Genomic DNA, 18000 nt, shown 5'->3' on the forward strand with positions numbered 1-18000 from the left:
ATGGACGCACTGAGCCTGCGATTGGATTCCTTCGAGGGGCCGCTGGATTTGCTCTTGCATCTGATCGACAAGTCGGAGATCGAGATCACCGACATTCCGATCTCGCAGATCACCGACCAGTATATGTCGTATCTGCGCACGATGCAGGAGCTGAACTTGGAGATCGCCTCTGAATTTCTCGTCATGGCGTCGCAGTTGTTGGCGATGAAGTCAGGGTTGCTCTTGCCGCGCCCCATCGAAATGGACATTCCGTTGATCGATTATGAGGAAGACAGCGACTACGACCCGCGCCAAGCCTTGATGGAGCGCTTGATCGAGTATAAGAAATTCAAGCAGCTCGCCGAAGATTTGCGCGACCGCGAAGAGAAGCGCAGCCGCGTGCTGACGCGCCCGCCGGAGAACTTGACGCACTTGATTCCGGAAGTGGAACCAAACCCGGTGGAGGGCGTCACGCTGTTTGACTTGCTCGACGCGTTTCGCAAAGCGCTCGCCAAAGCGCAGCCGGATGAGTACGTCGCCGGAATTGCGCGCGATGAAATCTCCGTGGAGAACCGGATGCGGGAAGTGCTGGACATCATGGCGTTCTCCGGCGGACGCGTGCGGTTTTCCGACTTGCTCGGCAGCTACTACCGCCGTTCGGACATCGTCGTGACGTTCCTTGCGTTGCTGGAGTTGATGAAGGGCAAGAAGATCGTCTGTCTTCAAGATCGCCTGTTTGACGACATCATGATTGAAGCTGTGGAAAGCAGTCTGTTTGAGCCGTAAGTTTTGAATAGGTAAGATAGGTAAGGTGGAAGAAACATGGATGCCAGAGAGAGCAAAGCCGTGATCGAGGGGTTGCTGTTCGTCAGCGGCAGTGAAGGTCTGGAAGCAAAGCTTATCGCCGCCATCCTCGACATTCCGGTCGAGGACGCGATCGACTTGCTGTACGACCTTCAGACCGATTTCAACCGCGAGCAGCGCGGGCTGCAGATCGTCGAAGTGGCGGGCGCGTTTCAGCTGACGACGCGTCCGGAGCATGTTCCGTTCTACGAGCGGTACGCGTACGAGCCGCAGAACTCCACGCTCTCGCAAGCCGCTCTGGAGACGCTGGCGATCGTGGCGTACAAGCAGCCGATCACCCGCGCCGGGATCGAGGAAGTGCGCGGTGTGAAATCGGAGCGCGCGATCAACACGCTGATCTCCAAGCAACTGATCAAGGGCGTCGGCCGGGCGGAAGGTCCGGGGCGTCCGATTTTGTTTGGCACGACCAAGGAGTTTCTCGAATACTTCGGGCTGGGCGATTTGAGCGAATTGCCGCCGCCGCCCGCGTTTGTGCCCGCGGAAGATCTGGAAGAGGAAGAGCACATGCTGTTTCAGACGCCCGATTTGTTTCGAGACGAGTAACCTCCACCCCGCAAGCTTGAGAAAGCCCGAAGCCGCCGCCGGCCTCGGGCTTTTTTGTGTCCGGCGGAATTTGTATATAGTGGAAGTTCTTGGTTCAGACTAAGACGGAATCTGAATGTCTGGAGGAGTGCGGCCATGACCTGGGGTTGGGGACTCCTGCTGGGACTCTTGGCGGTGCTCGTGCTCCTGTTGGTGGTGCCGGTGCGTGTGGAATTGCATTACAAGCGCGAAGGCGTGGATGACCGGCTGCACCTGGGCGTGCGCGCAATGTTCGGGATCGTGCGGCTTGGTTTAGACATCCCGATCCTCTCCCTCATGGCGCGCAAGGGCAAGATCGCCGTCAAAAAAGACCCGGCCAAGCAGATGCCGAAAAGTCAAAAAGGCTGGGTGACCCTCACCATCGAACAAATCGAGAAGGGAATCCGCAAGCTCAACGACATCCGTAAAAAGATCGGCAAATATGAAAAAGCGATTCGCCGCCTGACCAAGACGTTTCACTTGGAACAACTCGATTGGCGCACGAAGTTCGGCACGGGCGACGCGGCGCAAACCGGGTGGATCACCGGGCTTGGCTGGGCGTTTAAGGGCATCGTCAACGGTCAGCTCTATCGGTATTTTCGCGTGGAAAGTCGCCCGGTCTATCAGGTGCAACCGCACTTTCAAGCCAAGGGCTTTCGCACGGAGCTGACTTGCATAATCCGTTTTTCACTCGGTAAAACTATGATGGCAGGACTTACATTGGTGATTTTATGGTGGATGGAGGGGATCAAATGTCGGAGCATCCGATTCAAGGACTGATGTCCACGGCCATGGAGAATTTGAAGGAAATGGTCGATGTTAACACCATCGTCGGCGATCCGGTGGAAACCCCGGATGGCAGTGTGATTCTCCCCGTTTCGAAAGTCGGCTTTGGTTTCGCGGCGGGCGGCTCGGAATTTGACCCGGAAGCGGAAGGCAAGAAAGACAAAGCCGACGTGGAGCTGCCGTTTGGCGGCGGTGCCGGCGGCGGCGTCTCGATCACCCCGATCGGCTTCCTCGTCGTGGGCAACGGACAGGTGAAGATGCTGTCCACCGAAGGCCCGAACCAAATGTACGAAAAACTGATCGAACTCGCCCCGCAAATGGTCGACAAGATCGCGCAGATGGTGAAGAAAAACAACAAGCAAAACGACAAGCAACAGCAGGGTTCCAACGGCTCAGGCGGCTCGAACGGCATGCGCAAGTCGGAAAGCCAGCAATACGAAATGTAAGCCAAGTCCATACGGCAAGCAAACCAAGAAGGCGTCCCGACGGGGCGTCTTTTTTTGGATGCCTGTACATAGAGATAGGACAAGGACAAATCTGAGGAGAGAGTAGGAGGACCAGATGAAACCAAACTTGCTCGCGGCCACGCTCACAGTCGCAATCGGGGTGACGCTGACGCCGTTGCCCGCCACAGCGGCCTCCCAAAATCCGGCCGTCATGACCCTGCAGGATGTCGCGCCCGCCACCAACAACGTCTATGCCGAGGACGTCTCTGTCAGCGCTCGTTCCGCTGCGGTGATCGACGTGCAGACCGGACGGCTCTTGTATGAAAAAAACGGCGATGACAAGATGCTGATCGCGTCGCTCACCAAGATTATCACCTGCATCGTCGCCATCGAATCGGGCGTCGACCTCGATTCACAGACCACCGTCTCCAACCGCGCCGCCGGCAAAGAGGGCTCGTCCATCTATTTGAAAGTGGGCGAGAAACAGACGATTCGCGACCTGCTCTACGCCGTGATGCTGCGCTCCGGCAACGACGCGGCGACCGCCGTGGCGGAAGCGTGCGGCGGCGGATCGGAAGCGAAATTCGTGGAGATGATGAACGCCAAAGTCCAAGACTTGGGGTTGACCGGCACGCACTTTGCCAACCCGCACGGCCTCGACGCCAAAGACCATTTCTCCACGGCGCACGACATGGCGGTGCTCACTGCGTATGCCCTGCGCAACCCGACGTTTGCCCAGATCGTCTCCACGCAAGTCAAGACGATCCCCTATCCCGGCGAGAACTACAACCGCAAACTGTACAACAAAAACAAGATGCTCACCCGCTACCAAGGGGCGGACGGCGTGAAGACCGGCTACACCAAAGCGGCCGGACGCTGCCTCGTCTCCAGCGCCACCGTCGACGGACGCCAAGTGGCGGTCGTCACGCTCGATGCGCCAAGCGATTGGGTCGACCATGAACATCTGCTGGACTACGGCTTTGAAACGTACCAAAATTTCCCCGTCGCCAAAGAAAATCAAGTGGTGAAAACCTTGCCGATCGAAGACGGGGTGGAATCGCAAGTGGACGTGCAGGCAGGCGATGAGTTCAACTACCCCGTGCGCAAAAACGAACAAGACAAACTCCGCACCGAGACGAAACTGGACGATCACTTGGAAGCGCCGGTGAAGGCCGGGCAGAAAGTCGGCGAGATGAAAGTTTACTACGAAGACAAATTGCTCGGCACCGTGCCGCTCGTCGTCGCCAAAGACGTGCGCGAGAAATCCTTCTGGGAACGCTTCAAGTCGTTCTTCAGCGGGTTGATCACCTCCGGGCGATGAGGGAGGAGGACGTGTTGCATGATCAATGTGATCTGGCTGATCTTGCTGGTGACGGGCATCGTCGTCGCCGCGATCAACGGCAGGATTGATGTCGTAACGGAAGCGGTGCTGAACGGGGCGAAACAGGGCGTGATCGTCTGCGCCGGGCTGCTCAGCATCGTGGTGTTTTGGATGGGGCTGATGAAAGTCGCCGAAGAAGCGGGCCTCGTGCAATCGCTCGCCAAACTGATCTACCCGCTGGCCCGCTTTTTGTACCCGTCCGTGCCGAAAAACCACCCGGCGATGGGCTCGATCGTCGCCAACATGAGCGCGAACATGCTCGGCCTCGGGTCGGCGGCGACACCGCTGGGGCTGAAAGCGATGCAACAGTTGCAAGAGCTCAACCCGCACAAAGACCGCGCCTCCGACGCGATGTGCACGCTGCTTGCGATCAACACGTCGGGGCTGACGATCATTCCGGCGACCGTTATCGGCTTGCGTTTGCAGTACGGGTCGGCACGTCCGACGGAGATCGTGATCACGACGCTTTTGGCGACGTTCCTCGCGACGACGACCGCCGTGATACTCGACCGCTACTTCCGGGCCCGTGAGCGGCGCAAGGGCGGGTGGCAGGAATGAGCATCGTGCAATGGTTTGCGTCTTGGTCGCTGCCGCTGATCATCGCGTTCATCCCGACCTACGCGTTTCTCATCAAAAAAGTCCCTGTCTACGATACGTTCATCGACGGCGCAAAGGGCGGGTTCGGCACGGTGTTAAAACTGTTGCCGCATCTCGTCGGGATGCTGGTCGCCGTCACGGTGTTTCGCGAGTCGGGGGCGATGGAGTTGTTGATCAAAGCGCTGAACCCGTTGCTGCAACCGCTCGGCGTGCCGCCGGAGTTTTTGCCGATGGCGCTGTTGCGCTCGATTTCCGGCTCCGGCAGCATGGCGGTGATGACCGACATCTTCCAAGCGCACGGCCCGGATTCGTTCCTCGGCCGCCTCGCGTCCACGATGCAGGGCGCGTCCGACACCACCTTGTACGTGTTGACCGTCTACTTCGGCTCGGTCGGCATCAAGAAAGCCCGCTACGCCGTCAAAGTCGGTCTGCTTGCCGACCTCGCGTCCGTGATTGCGGCGCTGCTCGTGACGCATTGGATATTCGGCTGATTCGCTGTGCGTCCTCTGCTCGTTGCGGTCACAAAAACCCGCCCGCCTGAATAGGATGGGGATACGCAAGGGGGCGGGAGCAGAATGAAGTTCTCGGGCATCGTGTTGCATGATTCCAATTGTCCGACTGTCAGAAAGTCCGGCTATGACTTCTTCGTAGGTCGCGACGGACTCGTGACGCCGTCAAACGACTTCACCGACGACGATCACCTGCACGTCTGCGTGGAGGGGGATTTCTCCCATCCGATCCCGTCTTGGGAATATCCCCAAGTGCGGGAGCAGATGTTTTCCTTGGTGAAGCTCGCCTTGCGTCTCGCCTCGCTGTTCGAGTTTGATCCGCAAGCGATGATCGCCCACGGCGACACGTGTCCGGGTGAAGAGTTTCCTTGGATTGACCTTAAAGTTCGCGTCGGGCGTCCCCCTCACTAGTTGGTGAGGGGTTATTTGCTTTTCCATGCCAATTCCTTCATAATGAACTTTCGAAGATTCAGCATGGGGGTGTCCCGATGGAAGAACGTTTGCAGAAAGTATTGGCCCAAGCCGGTGTCGCGTCGCGCCGCAAGTGCGAAGAGATCATCACGGCGGGTCAGGTGAAAGTCAACGGAACAGTCATCACCGAGCTCGGCACCAAAGTGGACCCGGAGCGCGACCGCATCGAAGTCGACGGGCAGCCGATCTCGTTTGAAAACAAAGTCTACATCCTGCTCAACAAACCGAAGGGCGTCGTCACCACCGCGTTCGACCCGCAAGGCCGCAAGACGGTCATCGACTTGATCGATGTGCAAGAGCGCATCTATCCGGTCGGCCGTCTCGACCTCGACACGGCGGGGTTGTTGATTTTGACCAACGACGGAACGTTGGCGAACGGTCTGATGCACCCGAGCCGCGAGATCGACAAAACCTACCGCGCCTGGGTGCGCGGCAACGTCAAATCGGACTCTCTGAAAGCGCTGACCAACGGCGTGGAACTCGAAGACGGCTTGACCGCTCCGGCAAAAGTCCGCCTCTTGGAGAAGGGCGAAGACGAGTCGCTGCTGGAGATCATCATCCACGAAGGCCGCAACCGCCAAGTGCGCCGCATGTGTGAGGCGGTCGGGCATCCGGTGAAATCGCTGATGCGCACGCAGTTGGCGTTTTTGAAACTGGGCCGCATGCGATACGGTGAATACCGGGAACTGACGCCGCCGGAAGTGGAGCGCCTCTACGCTGTCGCCGGGATTCAAAAGTAACCGATTCAAAAATAACGAAGCGGGCATCCTATGGGACAATCACAGTACCCAGCAGGAGGGCTCACCCGATGAAACCATTTCTGAATGCGGTGCTCTGCCTCGGCATAACGGCGACGCTTGCGGCCGGCTGCGCTCCGAGCCCGAGTGCCGGACCGCGCGAAACCAACGAAACCCGTTCGGACAAAGGCATGAACGCCTACGGTGCCTACCAAGCGCCCGCCGCTCATCGCCAAGTCGTCACCGACACCCGTCTGTCGCAATCGGGCACCACGACCCGTTCGGCGCACGGGTTGGCGTATGAATTGGAGTCGATTCCGGCGGTGAAGGGCGCGGCAGTGCTCGTCGTCGGTCCCGATGCGTATGTCGGAATCACGCCCGCGCAGGGCCAAGCTTTGACGGCGTTCGACGAGCAATTGGTGCGCCGCAAAGTGTTCACGCTCGACCCGACGATCAAAAGCTGCCGTCTGACGGCAGAGCCGCGCGCGGTGCAATACCTGAGCAGCTATACAGACGCCCTGGAAAAAGCCCGTCCGCTTGACGCTTTCCAAGATCAATTCTCTGCGTTTGTCGCCCAAACGTTCCCGAACAACCCGCGATAATTCAGGAAGAACTTTCGAAGCCGATCCCGTGACAGGGAGAGGCTTCTTTCATGCACGGATTTCGATTCGCAATTCATGAAATTGTCACTTCCTGTCGCTCAAGGACTGCAACCCATCCTGTATAATAAGATCGGGTATATATAGAGAAGTAAGAGGTGTCAACCAAACATGTCCACACGAAGCAATCTCTCGCGAAACATCACGATCCTCGTGTTGTTGCTTGCGGCCATCGGGATCATGTACTCGGTGTTTACGTTCACCAAAAAGGACCCCACCGTGCTTGAAGTCGGACAAGCCGCCCCCGATTTCCAATTGGAAACGTTGGACGGAAAAACCGTCAAACTTTCCGATTACCGCGGCAAAGTGGTTCTTCTCAATTTCTGGGCTTCTTGGTGCGAGCCGTGCCGCCAAGAGATGCCGGACATTGAGAAAGCGTACGAAACTTACAAAGATCAAGGACTGGTGGTGCTGGGCGCCAACCTGCAAGAGAACAACGTCTCGATCCAAGGCTTTACGGACACGATGGGACTGACCTTCCCGATCCTCATGGACAAGGATGGGAAACTCGCCGTTCAAACCTACAAAGTCAAGCCGATCCCGACCTCGTTCTACATTGACAAGGACGGCATTCTGCGTGTGAAAGCCGAGCAGCCGATGACGCTTTCCTTCATTGAGGACAACGTCAAACCGCTCCTTGCGGGAACGGAGAGATAACGCGGTGAACAACAGGAAGAAGACTTTCTTTGACGCGATCTGGGAGTTTTTTGCTTCCGTCAAAGTGGGGATTACGATCATCGTCCTGCTGGCGATCGGCTCGATTCTGGGCACGATCTACCCGCAGACCAACGCGATCCCAAGCCCCAACCCGGACTTTTACTACAATGACACATACGGCAAGCTCGGCGACCTGTATTACCGAATGGGTCTTGCCGATACGTTCAACTCGTGGTGGTACTTAACTCTCGTCTTGATGCTCTTCATCTCGCTGATCATCGTCTCGATCGACCGCGGCGTGCCGCTGTACAAATCGCTCAAGCGCCAACCGGTCGCCCGCAAACTGATCGCAATCCAAGCCGACCGCCTCTACACCAAGGCGGAAGGGGGAGACGCCGAGGCGAAACTGGAAGCGCTTGCTCAACAACTGAAGAAACGCCGCTACAAAGTCCGCCGCGAAGACGGCGCGCTCTTGGCGGAAAAAGGCCGCCTCGCACGCTTTGGCGCCTATGTGATCCACTTGGGACTGATCATCACGATTCTCGGCGTCTTCTCCCGCCTGATTCCCGGTTGGTATTACACCGACATGATCTGGCTCAAGGAAGGCGAGACCAAACCGGTCGGCAACCTCGGCTTCTCCGTTCAAAACAACGGCTTCACCTTGGAGTTTTACGACCAGGCACAGACGCGCGCCAAGAAATTCGAAACGGACGCCGTCATCTACGAGAACGGGCAAGCGACCGCGAAGAAACACCTCGCCGTCAACGATTATCTGACGTACAAACATACGAACATTTATCAGAACTCGTACGATCCGCAACCGATGTTTAAAACCGGGACGATTGAACTGCTCGACACCCGGAACAACAACAAATCGCTCGGCACGTTCGTCATCGACTTCAACAACCCGCAGCGTGAGTACAAAGTCGGCGACTACACGGTCACGATGGCGAACTACTTCCCGGATGTCAAAGTCGACCCGGACAAGGGCGTGTTCACCAATTCGCGCGACCCGTACAACCCCGGCATCCAGTTTGACATCACCGGCCCCGATCAAATGGAGCCCGCCCGCCAATGGATGATTCCGTTGGCAGGTCCCTTCGTGAAGCAAATGCTCGGCAAGGACTACCGTTTCGATTTGCAATTCAAAGACGTCGACCTGTTCCACATGACGGGGCTGAAAATCGAGCGCGACCTCGGCTGGTGGCCGATCGTGTTCCCAGGTCTGGTCATTGCGCTGTGCGGACTTGTCCTCGCTTTCTACTTCCAACATCGCCGAGTTTGGGCTAGACTGGAAGAGGGTGTTTTGCACATTGGAGCAAACACCAACAAGCATTGGATCGGCATCACCGGAGAACTGAACAAAGTTCTGGTGCCGCTCGGCATCGAACCGGTGTCTCAGAAGAGAAAGGAGGAGCCTCAACAGTCATGATGCAATTATCGAGTGTCTTTTTCGGAACGGCCTTTTTCTCTTACTTGGCTGCGACCATCCTATACGTTGTCGGCTTGACCGGACGCAAGATGAAAGCCCAGTCGGCCGCTTTGGCTACGTTCTGGACCAAGTGGGGGTATATCGTCGTCATCATCGGCGTCATTACGCAAGCGCTGGCGATCGCCACCCGAGGCATCTACGGCGGGTACACGCCGGTCTCGAACATGTTTGAGTACATGAGTTTCTGGGCGTTCACGATCATGCTCGCCTTCGTCATCATCAACGCATTTTACAAAGTGCCGGTACTCGGCGCGTTCGTCGCTCCGATCGGGTTGGTCATCCTCGCGTATGCGTCGGTCTTCCCGCGCGACTCCAAACCGCTGATTCCGGCTTTGCAATCGTACTGGTTGAACATTCACGTCACCACCGCCGCGCTGGGGGAGGGGATTCTGACCATCTCGTTTGCCGCGGGTCTTATGTACCTGCTGGTGACCACCGATCTCACCAAGAACTCGCGCACCGCAAAATTCTTGGAGTTCACGGTGTATCTGTTCTTCGCGTTGCTCTCGTTCGTGCTGACGTCGCTTGGCTTCCGCGCTGCGGGCTACGCTCAAATCGTCTCCGGCACGATGGGCGATCAACTGTACCACCTGCCGCCGTTCATCGGCCCGACGGGGGCGGAACTGGGCACCGCCGCTCACTTCCTCGGCGTGCCGCTGCCGCTGTTTGACGCACCGGGCTGGATGCACGCGGCCGACGCGGGCATGCAGTTCAACACGATCTTGATCACGATCATCGCTTCGCTGGTTCTGTACGCGATTCTCCGCTTGATCGCGCGCAAACCGCTTTCGATGGTTATCCAGAAGTGGGTCAGCGGCTTGGATTCGGACATGCTGGACGAATTGTCTTACCGCGCCATCGCCATCGGTTATCCGGTGTTCACGCTGGGAGCTCTCGTGTTCGCGATGATCTGGGCGCAAGAAGCATGGGGTTCCTACTGGTCTTGGGACCCCAAGGAAACTTGGGCGCTGATCACGTGGTTATACTACACCGCGTACCTGCACTTCCGTCTGCAACGCGGTTGGGAAGGCAAGAAGACCGCATGGATGGCTGTCCTCGGGTTCGTTGTCATCCTGTTCTTGCTGGTCGGTGTCAACTTGGTCATCTCCGGCTTGCATTCCTACGCAAAAGCGTAAACCTAATCCAAACACAAGTCACCGCACGCGGTGGCTTGTGTTGTATATGAGGAGCGTGTGACTGTATGGAACAAAATCCGAAGATCTTGATCGTGGACGACGAAGACCGCATCCGCCGCCTCGTGCGGATGTACTTGGAGCGCAACGCGCTCGACGTGGAAGAAGCGGAGGACGGGCAAGTCGCGCTCGACTTGGCGCTTGAGAACCACTACGACCTGATCATCCTCGACCTCATGCTGCCAAGCCTCGACGGACGCGACATCTGCGCGCAACTTCGCCAACAGGGCAAGGATGTGCCGATCATCATGCTGACCGCATCGGGCGACGAGATGAACCGCATCCACGGGTTTGAGTTGGGCGCGGACGACTATGTGGTCAAACCGTTCTCTCCGCGCGAACTCGTCATGCGCGTCAAAGCGTTGCTCAAGCGCTCGATGGCAACCCAAGTCGGGGAAAAAGAAACGCCGTCCTCGATGTCCAGCGTGCTGACGTTCCGCGGCCTCACGATCAACATGGACTCGCGCCGCGTCGTCTGCGAAGGCGAAGAAGTGTCGCTTACCCCGAAGGAATACGAGCTGCTCTGCTACTTGGCACAGCGTCCGGAGAAAGTGTTCTCCCGCGAAGAATTGCTGCGCGACGTCTGGAACTACCAGTTCTACGGCGACCAGCGCACGGTCGACACGCACATCAAGCGCCTGCGCGAGAAGCTTGGCAAAGCGTCGGAGCGCGCCGCTTCGATGATCGTCACCGTCTGGGGCGTCGGCTATAAATTCGAGGTGTCGGAGTGATTCGCAACAGCGTCGTCGCCAAGCTGTGGCTGACGATCATCTCGCTTTTTATCGTGGTGATCCTCTTGCTCTCCGTGTTTTTGGAGCAGCTGTTCGACAACTATTTTCTAAAAACGGAAGAGTCCCGCTTGGACGGACGCATGGCGCACATGGCGGAAGTCCTCACCAACCCCGGCTACTCGCGCACGGAAGCGCGGCTGATCATCAACGAGTTGGCGGTGGAAGAGAACGCCGAACAACCGCTGGAGATCGACCCGCCGTCGAGCGACAACGTCATCGCCCGCCTGAAGCCGGAGGAGCTGAAAATGCTCGTCTCCGGCGAGGCGGTGATCCAACGCGGCAAATCACCGACCTGGGAGCCGAAGCTCAACAAATCGGAGGACTCGTTCTGGGTGTTGCAGCCGATGCTGGTCAACAAGCAAATCGTCGGCCTGCTGTTCGTCGTCCAGCCGATCCATGCGGCGCAAGCGGTCGGAAAACTGCGTGAACTGCTGTTCTTCTCGGCGGGGCTTGGCGTGGTGCTCGCGACCGGACTTGCGTTTGTCGTCTCCAAGAACCTCTCCAACCCGCTGCTTCAGATGAACAAAGTCGCCAAGCAGATGATGGAGGGCGACTTCCGGGGCAAAGTTCAAGTCGTCACGCAAGACGAGGTCGGTTTGCTCGGGCAGTCGCTGAACACGCTGGCGTACAAGCTGGAAGAGAACATCGACGACCTCGAACGGGAGAAAGAACAGCTCGCGTCGATCATCACGTCGATGAGCGACGGCGTCATCTCGGCGGATCTGAACGGCGTGATTACGCTGGCCAATCCGCAAGCCCGCCGGATGATCCGCACGCAGTGGCTGGTCGAGACGGGCGACCCCTCCGGCAAGTCCTTGCCGCAGGACTTGTACGATTTTGAAAAGTCGGTCATGAAAAACCGCCAAGTCTTGCTGGACGAACTGCACTGGCAAGGCCGCGTGCTGCTCGTCACGATGGCGCCGCTCTACGAACGGGACGGCGACACCCTGCGCGGCGTCGTCGCCGTCTTGCGCGACGTCACGGAGGAGCGCACGATCGACAAAATGCGCAAGGACTTTATCGCCAACGTTTCACATGAACTGCGCACGCCGCTGGCGATGATGCAGGGGTACTCGGAAGCGTTGCTCGACGAATTCGGCGATGATCCGGAGCAGCGGCAAGAGCTTACGCAGATCATCCTCGACGAGACGCACCGCATGCGCCGTCTCGTCAACGACTTGCTCGATCTGGCGCAGTTGGAGTCCGGGCAGTTCCAGATGTCGGGCGAGGAGTTGGACATGGCGAACTTGATCCGCCGCGTCGGCCGCAAGTTCGCCACCGTCTCGCACGAGCGCGGCGTGAAGCTTTCGTTGCACATCGACGAATCGAAACTGCCGATGGAAGTGTACGGCGACCCGGATCGGTTGGAGCAGGTGTTCACGAACCTCGTGGACAACGCGTTCCGCCACACGCCGGCGGGAGGGCAACTGACGCTTGAGCTGACGGCGGACGACAGCTTGATCCGCGTCGCCGTGCGCGACACGGGGGAGGGCATCCCGCCGGAGGATGTGCCGTTTATCTTCGAGCGCTTCTACAAAGTCGACAAAGCCCGCACCCGCAGCAAGGGCGGGACGGGTCTCGGCCTTGCGATCACGCACAACATCGTCAAAAGCCACCACGGCGACATCGTCGTGGAAAGCGAAGTCGGCGTCGGCACCACGTTCAACGTGCTGCTGCCGCGCTACAACGCCTAGATAGAAAACCAGCGGAACCCCTCGCCGGACATGCCGCACCCAACAAGCGGTGTCCCGACGGAGATGCCGCGAGCAGAAAAAAGCGGTGTCCCGATATGGGGACACCGCTTTTTTTACATTTCCGGAAGCAAGCGCGAGACGATGTCGGCGATCTCATCGGTGACTCCCGTGATCGGTTTGCCTGCCCGGGCGCTGTTGATCAGCTGACGAGTGCGCGTGATCGTGTCGATGTCGGACGAGACGATCGCCCGGTAACCGGGGCCGGTGCGCTCGGCCGCTTCCTTGACGGAGTACTTGATCGTGTCGATCTTTGAACCCGTGATGTTGTCGGCGAGGTCGATGCCGACCAGGGCGGTTTTGCCCGTCAACAGCACCGCCGCGCGTTCCACGCCGGGAATGCGCGTGACGACATTGGAAATCTCATTGGCTTGCTGCGTGAGCGTCTGGTTCTGCATCGTGTTGTAGTTGGCGATCTTGGGCCCGCGCAGAGAATAGTCCGGCTTGCGGGTCTCCGCAACTTGCGCTTTGTTCGGATTCTGCTCCGCCGGCGTCGTGCGGGAGGCGGTCGAGTCTTGCACGCCTTCCGACGTGCGCTGGTTTTGCGTGTCCTTTTGCAGAGCTTGCGGAATCAGTTTTTGCGAGCAACCTGTCAGACCCAACGCGAGAGCGAGAGACAGAGCTGCAGGGAGAACACGAGAGATTTTCATAGGCGGCATCCCTCCTTGTCCGTAGTGTACCCAGCATGAAAGAAACGATATCGGGTAATTCTTGACTGTAGAAGCAAAGTGAAAGGAGATCAGACGCAAGATGAGTTGGGTGTACTATGGGAAATTATTCGACACGAAGTTTCAAGCGGGTTGCCTTGCCGACCGCTTTCGGCAGGATTGGTGGAGCAACGGGTACCAAAGTCCGTCCTTTGTCGGCATTTACAAGACCAACAAAGGCCGGTACGGCGTGAAAAACCTCCAATAAATTGTGTTTTCACGTGAAACAATTCTAAATATTATATAAATTTGTCGAACCAAGGAGGCTTTTTCGATGTCAAACTTCCAAAATCCGACCGACGAAGAACTGGTCAACGTCCTCAAGCGCAGCAAAGACATCGCGGTGGTCGGTCTTTCCGGAGAAGTGACCAAACCGTCGCACGAAGTGGCGGAGTACCTGCAATCGCAAGGCTATGAAATCATCCCGGTCAACCCGAACGTCGACACGGTGCTCGGCCGCAAGTCGCACGACAGCCTGCTCGACTTAGCGGGCAACGTCGACATCGTCAACGTGTTCCGCAGAAGCCATGAACTGCCCGCGATCGTGGAACAAGCGATCAAAATCAACGCCAAAGTGCTCTGGGCGCAACTGGACATCGTCGACGAAGCGGCGGCGAAACGAGCGCAAGAAGCGGGGATGACCGTCGTGATGGACAAGTGCTTGAAGATCGAGCACTCCCGCTTGCTCGGCAAAGAAAAAATCTAAGCCGGCGGCAAAAAACACCTCGGCACGCACCCTTTACAAACGGATAGAACCCTGTACAATGAACGGGGGAGGTGTTTTGGCTTTTGAAAAAACAAATTGCGTTGTTTTTGTGTGTATTCGGTGTGCTGGGACTGGTTTACATCGGAGCTGTTGCGAAGAAAATTCCAGTGGACAGCGCTGTCGCGGCGGCTGTCTCTCGATAATCGGGACATACTAAGGGCAAAGTTCAGTTCGTTTTTTTGTGAGAGGAGCTGCGCCCGATGTCGAATCAACAGCAAGAGCAAAGCCAAGACGAGAGCAAGACGAAGAAACCCCCTTCCACCTTGCCCAAAGCGATGGAGAAACGCGTCTCGCTGAAATGGGTGACGATGCAGGCGCTCGACGCCGCCGTCTCCCGCATGAAGGCGCAAGGCGGGCAGGCCCGCGTGACGGTTTTGACGGCGTACGGCCGCATCACAGGCGAACTGCAAGAGATTCAATCGTCGTATGCCGAGTCGTTTGAGAAGCAGGAGAACGGGACGTACAGACCGGATCTCGCCTCGATGGTCACGCACCTGCGCAGCGAGATGCTGCGCAGATTTGAAGAAGAAGAGAAGCAGTTGGAGATCGTCGACACCGCCCCGATTCTGTCGCTTAAGGACGTGGAAGTGGCCCAAGTGGGACAATCTCCCCTCCGCCTGCCGCAGTTGACCCTGTTCGCCGACCAAGTGATCGGGTTCACGGTGGAGGAGCTTCCCACCCTGCACTGATTCTTGTCAGAGTTTGGGGAGCTATGGTAGGATGAAAGAGAAGAGAAACCCGTCTCCCGGCTTGCGGAGACGGTTTTTTGTATGCGACATGACGGACAAAAAGCGAGGCTTGGGGTACAATGGATTCAAGGCTCTATGTGATTACAGGTCACGCGTTTTCCAAGGGACGCGGGTTGGAAGAAGTCATCTCCGCAGCGCTTCGCGGCGGGGCGGATTGCATCCAACTGCGCGAGAAGGACTTCAGCGGGCGCGAGTTGTTGGAAGCGGGGCATCTGTTGCGCCGTTTGACGCGGGAAGCGGGCGCGCGGTTGATCATCAACGACCGCATCGATGTCGCCCGCGCGGTGGACGCCGACGGCGTGCATCTCGGACAAGACGACCTCCCGATCGAAGTCGCGCGTGAGATGCTTGGACCCGGCAAGATCGTCGGGATCTCCACGCATAACGTCGAGGAAGCTCTTGCCGCCGAGCGCGCGGGAGCCGATTATATCGGACTCGGCCCGATGAAGCCGACGAAGACCAAGCTCGACACAGAACCGGTTGTCGGACCGTCCGGCGTGCTGGCAGTGCGCCAAGCGGTGCAGGTGCCGATCGTCGCCATCGGCGGGATCACGGCGGCCGATACGGCGGAGATCATCCGCAACGGGGCGAACGCCGTCGCGGTGATTTCCGCGGTGGTCGGAGCAACTGACGTGGAAGCAGCGGCCCGCGAAATCCGCGGGATCGTGGACAGAGAGAGGGGGAATCGTGCGTGAAGCTGATCATCAACGGTCAAGAGCGCGACGTGGAGAACGCCGCCACGCTCGCAGACGTGGTGTCGCACTTCGGTCTCAACGAGCGCATCATCGTCATTGAGCATAACTTGAACATCGTCCCCCGCGACATGTATGCGGAAACGGCTGTCTCCGAAGGGGACAAGATCGAAATCGTCCATTTCGTCGGAGGCGGCTGTTAAATACATTTGGGCAACACACTTTTTTACCGTACATAGAAGGAGTGTCGACTCACATGGCAGAAGATCAACTCAAAATCGGCTCGTATACGTTCAAATCCCGTCTGTTGCTTGGCACCGGCAAATTCCCGGATCTCGACATCCAACAGCAAGCGGTCGACGTTTCGGAAACGGAAGTTCTGACGTTTGCGATTCGACGTCTCAACATCGACAACCCGGACAACCCGAACTTCTTGGAGCGCCTCGACCTGAAGAAATTCACGCTGCTCCCGAACACCGCCGGCGCGCAAACCGCCGAAGAAGCGGTGCGCATCGCCCGCCTTGCCAAAGCTTCGGGTTTGTGTGACATGATCAAAGTCGAAGTCATCGGCGATATGCGCACGCTGCTGCCGGACCCGATCGGCACGCTGAAAGCGACTGAGATGCTCGTCAAGGAAGGTTTCACCGTGCTGCCGTACACCTCGGACGACCCGATTTTGGCGCGTCACTTGGTGGAAGCGGGTGCGGCGGCGATCATGCCGGGCGCGTCTCCGATCGGTTCGGGGCTGGGGTTGCTCAACCCGCACTACCTGTCGTTTATCATTGAAGAAGCCCAAGTGCCGGTCATCGTCGACGCGGGCGTCGGCTCTCCGGCGGACGTGGCGGCCGCGATGGAATTGGGCGCCGACGCCGTGCTGTTGAACACCGCAGTGGCGGGCGCGAAGAACCCGGTGCTGATGGCAGAAGCGATGAAGTTGGCGATCGAAGCCGGCCGCAAGGGCTTCTTGGCGGGTCGCATCGCCAAGAAACGCTATGCGAACGCTTCGTCTCCGATGGAGATGATGATCGAGTAGTTCTATACAGAGAGAATTGCAACCGAGTGGGCTGAGGAAAGGTGAGTGGGAGAGATGAGGACTGATTACCACGTTCATACGGAACGCGGTCCGTATACGGTGGAATGGTTGGAGAACTTCGTCCGCACTGCACGAGAACGGGGCGTTGACGAGCTGGGGATTTCGGAACACGGGTACCGATTTGCTCAAACTCGTTCGCTGTTTCATAACGCGTGGACCGACGAGCGCCGGACGGAAGATTTGGACGACTATATGCAGATGTTCAAAGATGCCAAGAAGGCGGGTCTTCACGTCAAGTTCGGTCTCGAGCTCGATTACATCCCCGGCCGCGATGCGGAGATGCGGGATTTTATCAAGAGCTATCCCTTCGACTACGTGATCGGCTCGATCCATTGGATTGGAGATTTCGGCTTTGACACTCCACAGTATCTTGCCGAGTGGGACAACTGGGATGTCAAGGACGCGTACCAGCAGTACTTTGAGATCTTGTTGCAGCTGTCCGAATCCAAGATGTTTGATTTTGTCGGTCATGCCGATGTGATCAAAGTCTACGGTCACGAGCCGGACGATGCGGTGTTTTTGCAAAATTGGTACGAGCGGCTGGCGAAGTCGTTTGCCGCGAACGATCAGGTGGTCGAGGTTTCGACTGCCGGCTATCGGAAGCCGGTGAACAAAGTCTATCCGGCGCCGAACTTCCTGCGCGCTTGCTACGCCGAGCGCGTGCCGATCGTCTTGAACTCGGACGCGCATCGCCCCGAAGATGTCGGAGCGGATTACGACCGCGCCGTCGAGTACATCCAAGGTGTCGGCTACAACCAGATCGTCACGTTCTCTCAACACCAACGCACTTTCGTGACGCTTACGTAAAAATCAAGGAGACATCCGCACGCGCGGACGTCTCCTTTTTTTTGAATGGGTCTTAATGTATAGTCGTCGCGGGTGGGATTTCCGGGCATTTGATGCCCGTGGGCGTTGTCATTGTGTTCGTCGTGGTGGTGTTGGTGTCGGTCGCAGTCGGATCGATCGTCGTGGGAGTCGTGGGAGTCGTAGTCGAGGTCGGGCATGGAGTCCAGTACGGCGGTTCGTTGTCGGCAGGCGCCGCGGAGGGAGCCGCGGCGGTCACGAAAAGCCCAATCAGCGCGAGGACCCAGAACTTTTTCTTCATTGGGAAATTCCTCC

The 18000-nt window shown here is 57.8% G+C and carries 24 protein-coding genes; 22 read left to right on the forward strand and 2 right to left on the reverse strand.

The window, feature by feature from the left end; translation table 11 throughout:
- The 15 genes from EL26_RS04200 to EL26_RS04270 all read left to right on the forward strand — a co-directional run bounded on the left by EL26_RS04200 (position 1) and on the right by EL26_RS04270 (position 12817).
- Positions 1 to 765, forward strand: coding sequence for a segregation and condensation protein A (locus tag EL26_RS04200; RefSeq protein ID WP_038084903.1), 765 nt, complete (start codon positions 1 to 3; stop codon positions 763 to 765).
- A 36-nt stretch (positions 766 to 801) separates the two neighbouring features.
- Positions 802 to 1386: an SMC-Scp complex subunit ScpB gene (gene scpB, locus EL26_RS04205; protein ID WP_038084905.1), complete on the forward strand. Its 585-nt coding sequence runs from the start codon at positions 802 to 804 to the stop codon at positions 1384 to 1386.
- A 135-nt stretch (positions 1387 to 1521) separates the two neighbouring features.
- Positions 1522 to 2184 carry a DUF2953 domain-containing protein gene (locus tag EL26_RS04210; protein WP_038084908.1) on the forward strand — a complete coding sequence of 221 codons (663 nt, stop codon included), beginning with the start codon at positions 1522 to 1524 and terminating at the stop codon, positions 2182 to 2184.
- On the forward strand, positions 2157 to 2636 hold the full coding sequence (ytfJ, locus tag EL26_RS04215) for a GerW family sporulation protein (RefSeq protein ID WP_038084910.1): 480 nt from the start codon (positions 2157 to 2159) through the stop codon (positions 2634 to 2636). Before EL26_RS04210 ends, ytfJ begins: the two co-directional genes overlap by 28 nt.
- 115 nt (positions 2637 to 2751) lie before the next feature.
- The gene (locus EL26_RS04220) at positions 2752 to 3957 is read left to right on the forward strand and encodes a D-alanyl-D-alanine carboxypeptidase family protein (RefSeq protein WP_052035979.1); all 1206 of its coding nucleotides are present in this window, start codon (positions 2752 to 2754) and stop codon (positions 3955 to 3957) included.
- An 18-nt stretch (positions 3958 to 3975) separates the two neighbouring features.
- The gene (locus EL26_RS04225; RefSeq protein ID WP_038084913.1) at positions 3976 to 4575 is read left to right on the forward strand and encodes a nucleoside recognition domain-containing protein; all 600 of its coding nucleotides are present in this window, start codon (positions 3976 to 3978) and stop codon (positions 4573 to 4575) included.
- Positions 4576 to 4577: 2 nt separating this feature from the next.
- Positions 4578 to 5105: a spore maturation protein gene (locus EL26_RS04230; RefSeq protein WP_420802052.1), complete on the forward strand. Its 528-nt coding sequence runs from the start codon at positions 4578 to 4580 to the stop codon at positions 5103 to 5105.
- 84 nt (positions 5106 to 5189) lie between these two features.
- Entirely contained in the window at positions 5190 to 5534 is a 345-nt protein-coding gene (locus EL26_RS04235) for a peptidoglycan recognition protein family protein (RefSeq protein WP_038084919.1), read from the forward strand.
- A 77-nt stretch (positions 5535 to 5611) separates the two neighbouring features.
- On the forward strand, positions 5612 to 6334 hold the full coding sequence (locus EL26_RS04240; protein WP_038084920.1) for a pseudouridine synthase: 723 nt from the start codon (positions 5612 to 5614) through the stop codon (positions 6332 to 6334).
- 68 nt (positions 6335 to 6402) lie between these two features.
- Positions 6403 to 6933, forward strand: a complete 531-nt coding sequence (locus EL26_RS04245) for a YhcN/YlaJ family sporulation lipoprotein (RefSeq protein ID WP_038084922.1) — start codon at positions 6403 to 6405, stop codon at positions 6931 to 6933.
- A gap of 168 nt (positions 6934 to 7101) precedes the next feature.
- A complete protein-coding gene (locus tag EL26_RS04250) occupies positions 7102 to 7647 on the forward strand; it encodes a redoxin domain-containing protein (protein ID WP_038084924.1) in 546 nt (181 codons plus the stop codon).
- 4 nt (positions 7648 to 7651) lie between these two features.
- On the forward strand, positions 7652 to 9079 hold the full coding sequence (gene resB, locus EL26_RS04255) for a cytochrome c biogenesis protein ResB (protein WP_038084926.1): 1428 nt from the start codon (positions 7652 to 7654) through the stop codon (positions 9077 to 9079).
- Entirely contained in the window at positions 9076 to 10275 is a 1200-nt protein-coding gene (ccsB, locus tag EL26_RS04260; protein WP_038084928.1) for a c-type cytochrome biogenesis protein CcsB, read from the forward strand. Before resB ends, ccsB begins: the two co-directional genes overlap by 4 nt.
- A gap of 65 nt (positions 10276 to 10340) precedes the next feature.
- Positions 10341 to 11063: a response regulator transcription factor gene (locus EL26_RS04265; RefSeq protein WP_038084931.1), complete on the forward strand. Its 723-nt coding sequence runs from the start codon at positions 10341 to 10343 to the stop codon at positions 11061 to 11063.
- Positions 11060 to 12817 (forward strand): ATP-binding protein, encoded by a 1758-nt coding sequence (locus EL26_RS04270; protein ID WP_038084933.1) that lies wholly within the window; start codon positions 11060 to 11062, stop codon positions 12815 to 12817. Before EL26_RS04265 ends, EL26_RS04270 begins: the two co-directional genes overlap by 4 nt.
- Positions 12818 to 12930: 113 nt before the next feature.
- Here EL26_RS04270 and EL26_RS23430 read toward each other — a convergent pair whose 3' ends face one another.
- Positions 12931 to 13524, reverse strand: coding sequence for a YhcN/YlaJ family sporulation lipoprotein (locus tag EL26_RS23430; RefSeq protein WP_052035980.1), 594 nt, complete (start codon positions 13522 to 13524; stop codon positions 12931 to 12933).
- Positions 13525 to 13624: 100 nt separating this feature from the next.
- Here EL26_RS23430 and EL26_RS25790 point away from each other — a divergent pair, with 100 nt between their 5' ends.
- From EL26_RS25790 to EL26_RS04305, 7 genes are all read left to right on the forward strand, one after another.
- Complete coding sequence (locus EL26_RS25790; RefSeq protein ID WP_162835156.1) at positions 13625 to 13789, forward strand: hypothetical protein; 165 nt, start codon at positions 13625 to 13627, stop codon at positions 13787 to 13789.
- 66 nt (positions 13790 to 13855) lie between these two features.
- A complete protein-coding gene (locus EL26_RS04280; protein WP_038084934.1) occupies positions 13856 to 14287 on the forward strand; it encodes a CoA-binding protein in 432 nt (143 codons plus the stop codon).
- Between the two features lie 260 nt (positions 14288 to 14547).
- Positions 14548 to 15036, forward strand: coding sequence for a hypothetical protein (locus EL26_RS04285; protein WP_038084936.1), 489 nt, complete (start codon positions 14548 to 14550; stop codon positions 15034 to 15036).
- Positions 15037 to 15155: 119 nt separating this feature from the next.
- Positions 15156 to 15791 carry a thiamine phosphate synthase gene (gene thiE, locus EL26_RS04290; protein WP_038084939.1) on the forward strand — a complete coding sequence of 212 codons (636 nt, stop codon included), beginning with the start codon at positions 15156 to 15158 and terminating at the stop codon, positions 15789 to 15791.
- Positions 15788 to 15991, forward strand: coding sequence for a sulfur carrier protein ThiS (gene thiS / locus EL26_RS04295; protein ID WP_038084941.1), 204 nt, complete (start codon positions 15788 to 15790; stop codon positions 15989 to 15991). Before thiE ends, thiS begins: the two co-directional genes overlap by 4 nt.
- A gap of 53 nt (positions 15992 to 16044) precedes the next feature.
- Positions 16045 to 16821 (forward strand): thiazole synthase, encoded by a 777-nt coding sequence (locus EL26_RS04300; RefSeq protein ID WP_038084943.1) that lies wholly within the window; start codon positions 16045 to 16047, stop codon positions 16819 to 16821.
- 54 nt (positions 16822 to 16875) lie between these two features.
- Positions 16876 to 17688 (forward strand): histidinol-phosphatase HisJ family protein, encoded by an 813-nt coding sequence (locus EL26_RS04305; protein WP_038084945.1) that lies wholly within the window; start codon positions 16876 to 16878, stop codon positions 17686 to 17688.
- A 52-nt stretch (positions 17689 to 17740) separates the two neighbouring features.
- On the opposite strand, the gene EL26_RS04310 is transcribed toward EL26_RS04305, so the two are convergent.
- On the reverse strand, positions 17741 to 17986 hold the full coding sequence (locus EL26_RS04310; RefSeq protein ID WP_038084947.1) for a hypothetical protein: 246 nt from the start codon (positions 17984 to 17986) through the stop codon (positions 17741 to 17743).
- Positions 17987 to 18000: the final 14 nt, after the last annotated feature.

The sequence above is a fragment of the Tumebacillus flagellatus genome, from assembly GCF_000714935.1.
Classification (GTDB): domain Bacteria; phylum Bacillota; class Bacilli; order Tumebacillales; family Tumebacillaceae; genus Tumebacillus; species Tumebacillus flagellatus.

Excerpts from the sequence above, each read along its gene's own strand:
- thiE (WP_038084939.1), top strand. The coding sequence starts at position 15,156 with ATGGATTCAAGGCTCTATGTGATTACAGGTCACGCGTTTTCCAAGGGA.
- ytfJ (WP_038084910.1), top strand. The coding sequence starts at position 2,157 with ATGTCGGAGCATCCGATTCAAGGACTGATGTCCACGGCCATGGAGAAT.
- EL26_RS04280 (WP_038084934.1), top strand. The coding sequence starts at position 13,856 with ATGTCAAACTTCCAAAATCCGACCGACGAAGAACTGGTCAACGTCCTC.
- EL26_RS04310 (WP_038084947.1), bottom strand. The coding sequence starts at position 17,986 with ATGAAGAAAAAGTTCTGGGTCCTCGCGCTGATTGGGCTTTTCGTGACC.
- EL26_RS04220 (WP_052035979.1), top strand. The coding sequence starts at position 2,752 with ATGAAACCAAACTTGCTCGCGGCCACGCTCACAGTCGCAATCGGGGTG.
- EL26_RS04210 (WP_038084908.1), top strand. The coding sequence starts at position 1,522 with ATGACCTGGGGTTGGGGACTCCTGCTGGGACTCTTGGCGGTGCTCGTG.
- EL26_RS04265 (WP_038084931.1), top strand. The coding sequence starts at position 10,341 with ATGGAACAAAATCCGAAGATCTTGATCGTGGACGACGAAGACCGCATC.
- EL26_RS04285 (WP_038084936.1), top strand. The coding sequence starts at position 14,548 with ATGTCGAATCAACAGCAAGAGCAAAGCCAAGACGAGAGCAAGACGAAG.
- EL26_RS04300 (WP_038084943.1), top strand. The coding sequence starts at position 16,045 with ATGGCAGAAGATCAACTCAAAATCGGCTCGTATACGTTCAAATCCCGT.
- scpB (WP_038084905.1), top strand. The coding sequence starts at position 802 with ATGGATGCCAGAGAGAGCAAAGCCGTGATCGAGGGGTTGCTGTTCGTC.
- EL26_RS04245 (WP_038084922.1), top strand. The coding sequence starts at position 6,403 with ATGAAACCATTTCTGAATGCGGTGCTCTGCCTCGGCATAACGGCGACG.
- EL26_RS04225 (WP_038084913.1), top strand. The coding sequence starts at position 3,976 with ATGATCAATGTGATCTGGCTGATCTTGCTGGTGACGGGCATCGTCGTC.
- EL26_RS04240 (WP_038084920.1), top strand. The coding sequence starts at position 5,612 with ATGGAAGAACGTTTGCAGAAAGTATTGGCCCAAGCCGGTGTCGCGTCG.
- EL26_RS04200 (WP_038084903.1), top strand. The coding sequence starts at position 1 with ATGGACGCACTGAGCCTGCGATTGGATTCCTTCGAGGGGCCGCTGGAT.
- EL26_RS04235 (WP_038084919.1), top strand. The coding sequence starts at position 5,190 with ATGAAGTTCTCGGGCATCGTGTTGCATGATTCCAATTGTCCGACTGTC.
- EL26_RS23430 (WP_052035980.1), bottom strand. The coding sequence starts at position 13,524 with ATGAAAATCTCTCGTGTTCTCCCTGCAGCTCTGTCTCTCGCTCTCGCG.
- ccsB (WP_038084928.1), top strand. The coding sequence starts at position 9,076 with ATGATGCAATTATCGAGTGTCTTTTTCGGAACGGCCTTTTTCTCTTAC.
- EL26_RS25790 (WP_162835156.1), top strand. The coding sequence starts at position 13,625 with ATGAGTTGGGTGTACTATGGGAAATTATTCGACACGAAGTTTCAAGCG.
- EL26_RS04250 (WP_038084924.1), top strand. The coding sequence starts at position 7,102 with ATGTCCACACGAAGCAATCTCTCGCGAAACATCACGATCCTCGTGTTG.
- EL26_RS04305 (WP_038084945.1), top strand. The coding sequence starts at position 16,876 with ATGAGGACTGATTACCACGTTCATACGGAACGCGGTCCGTATACGGTG.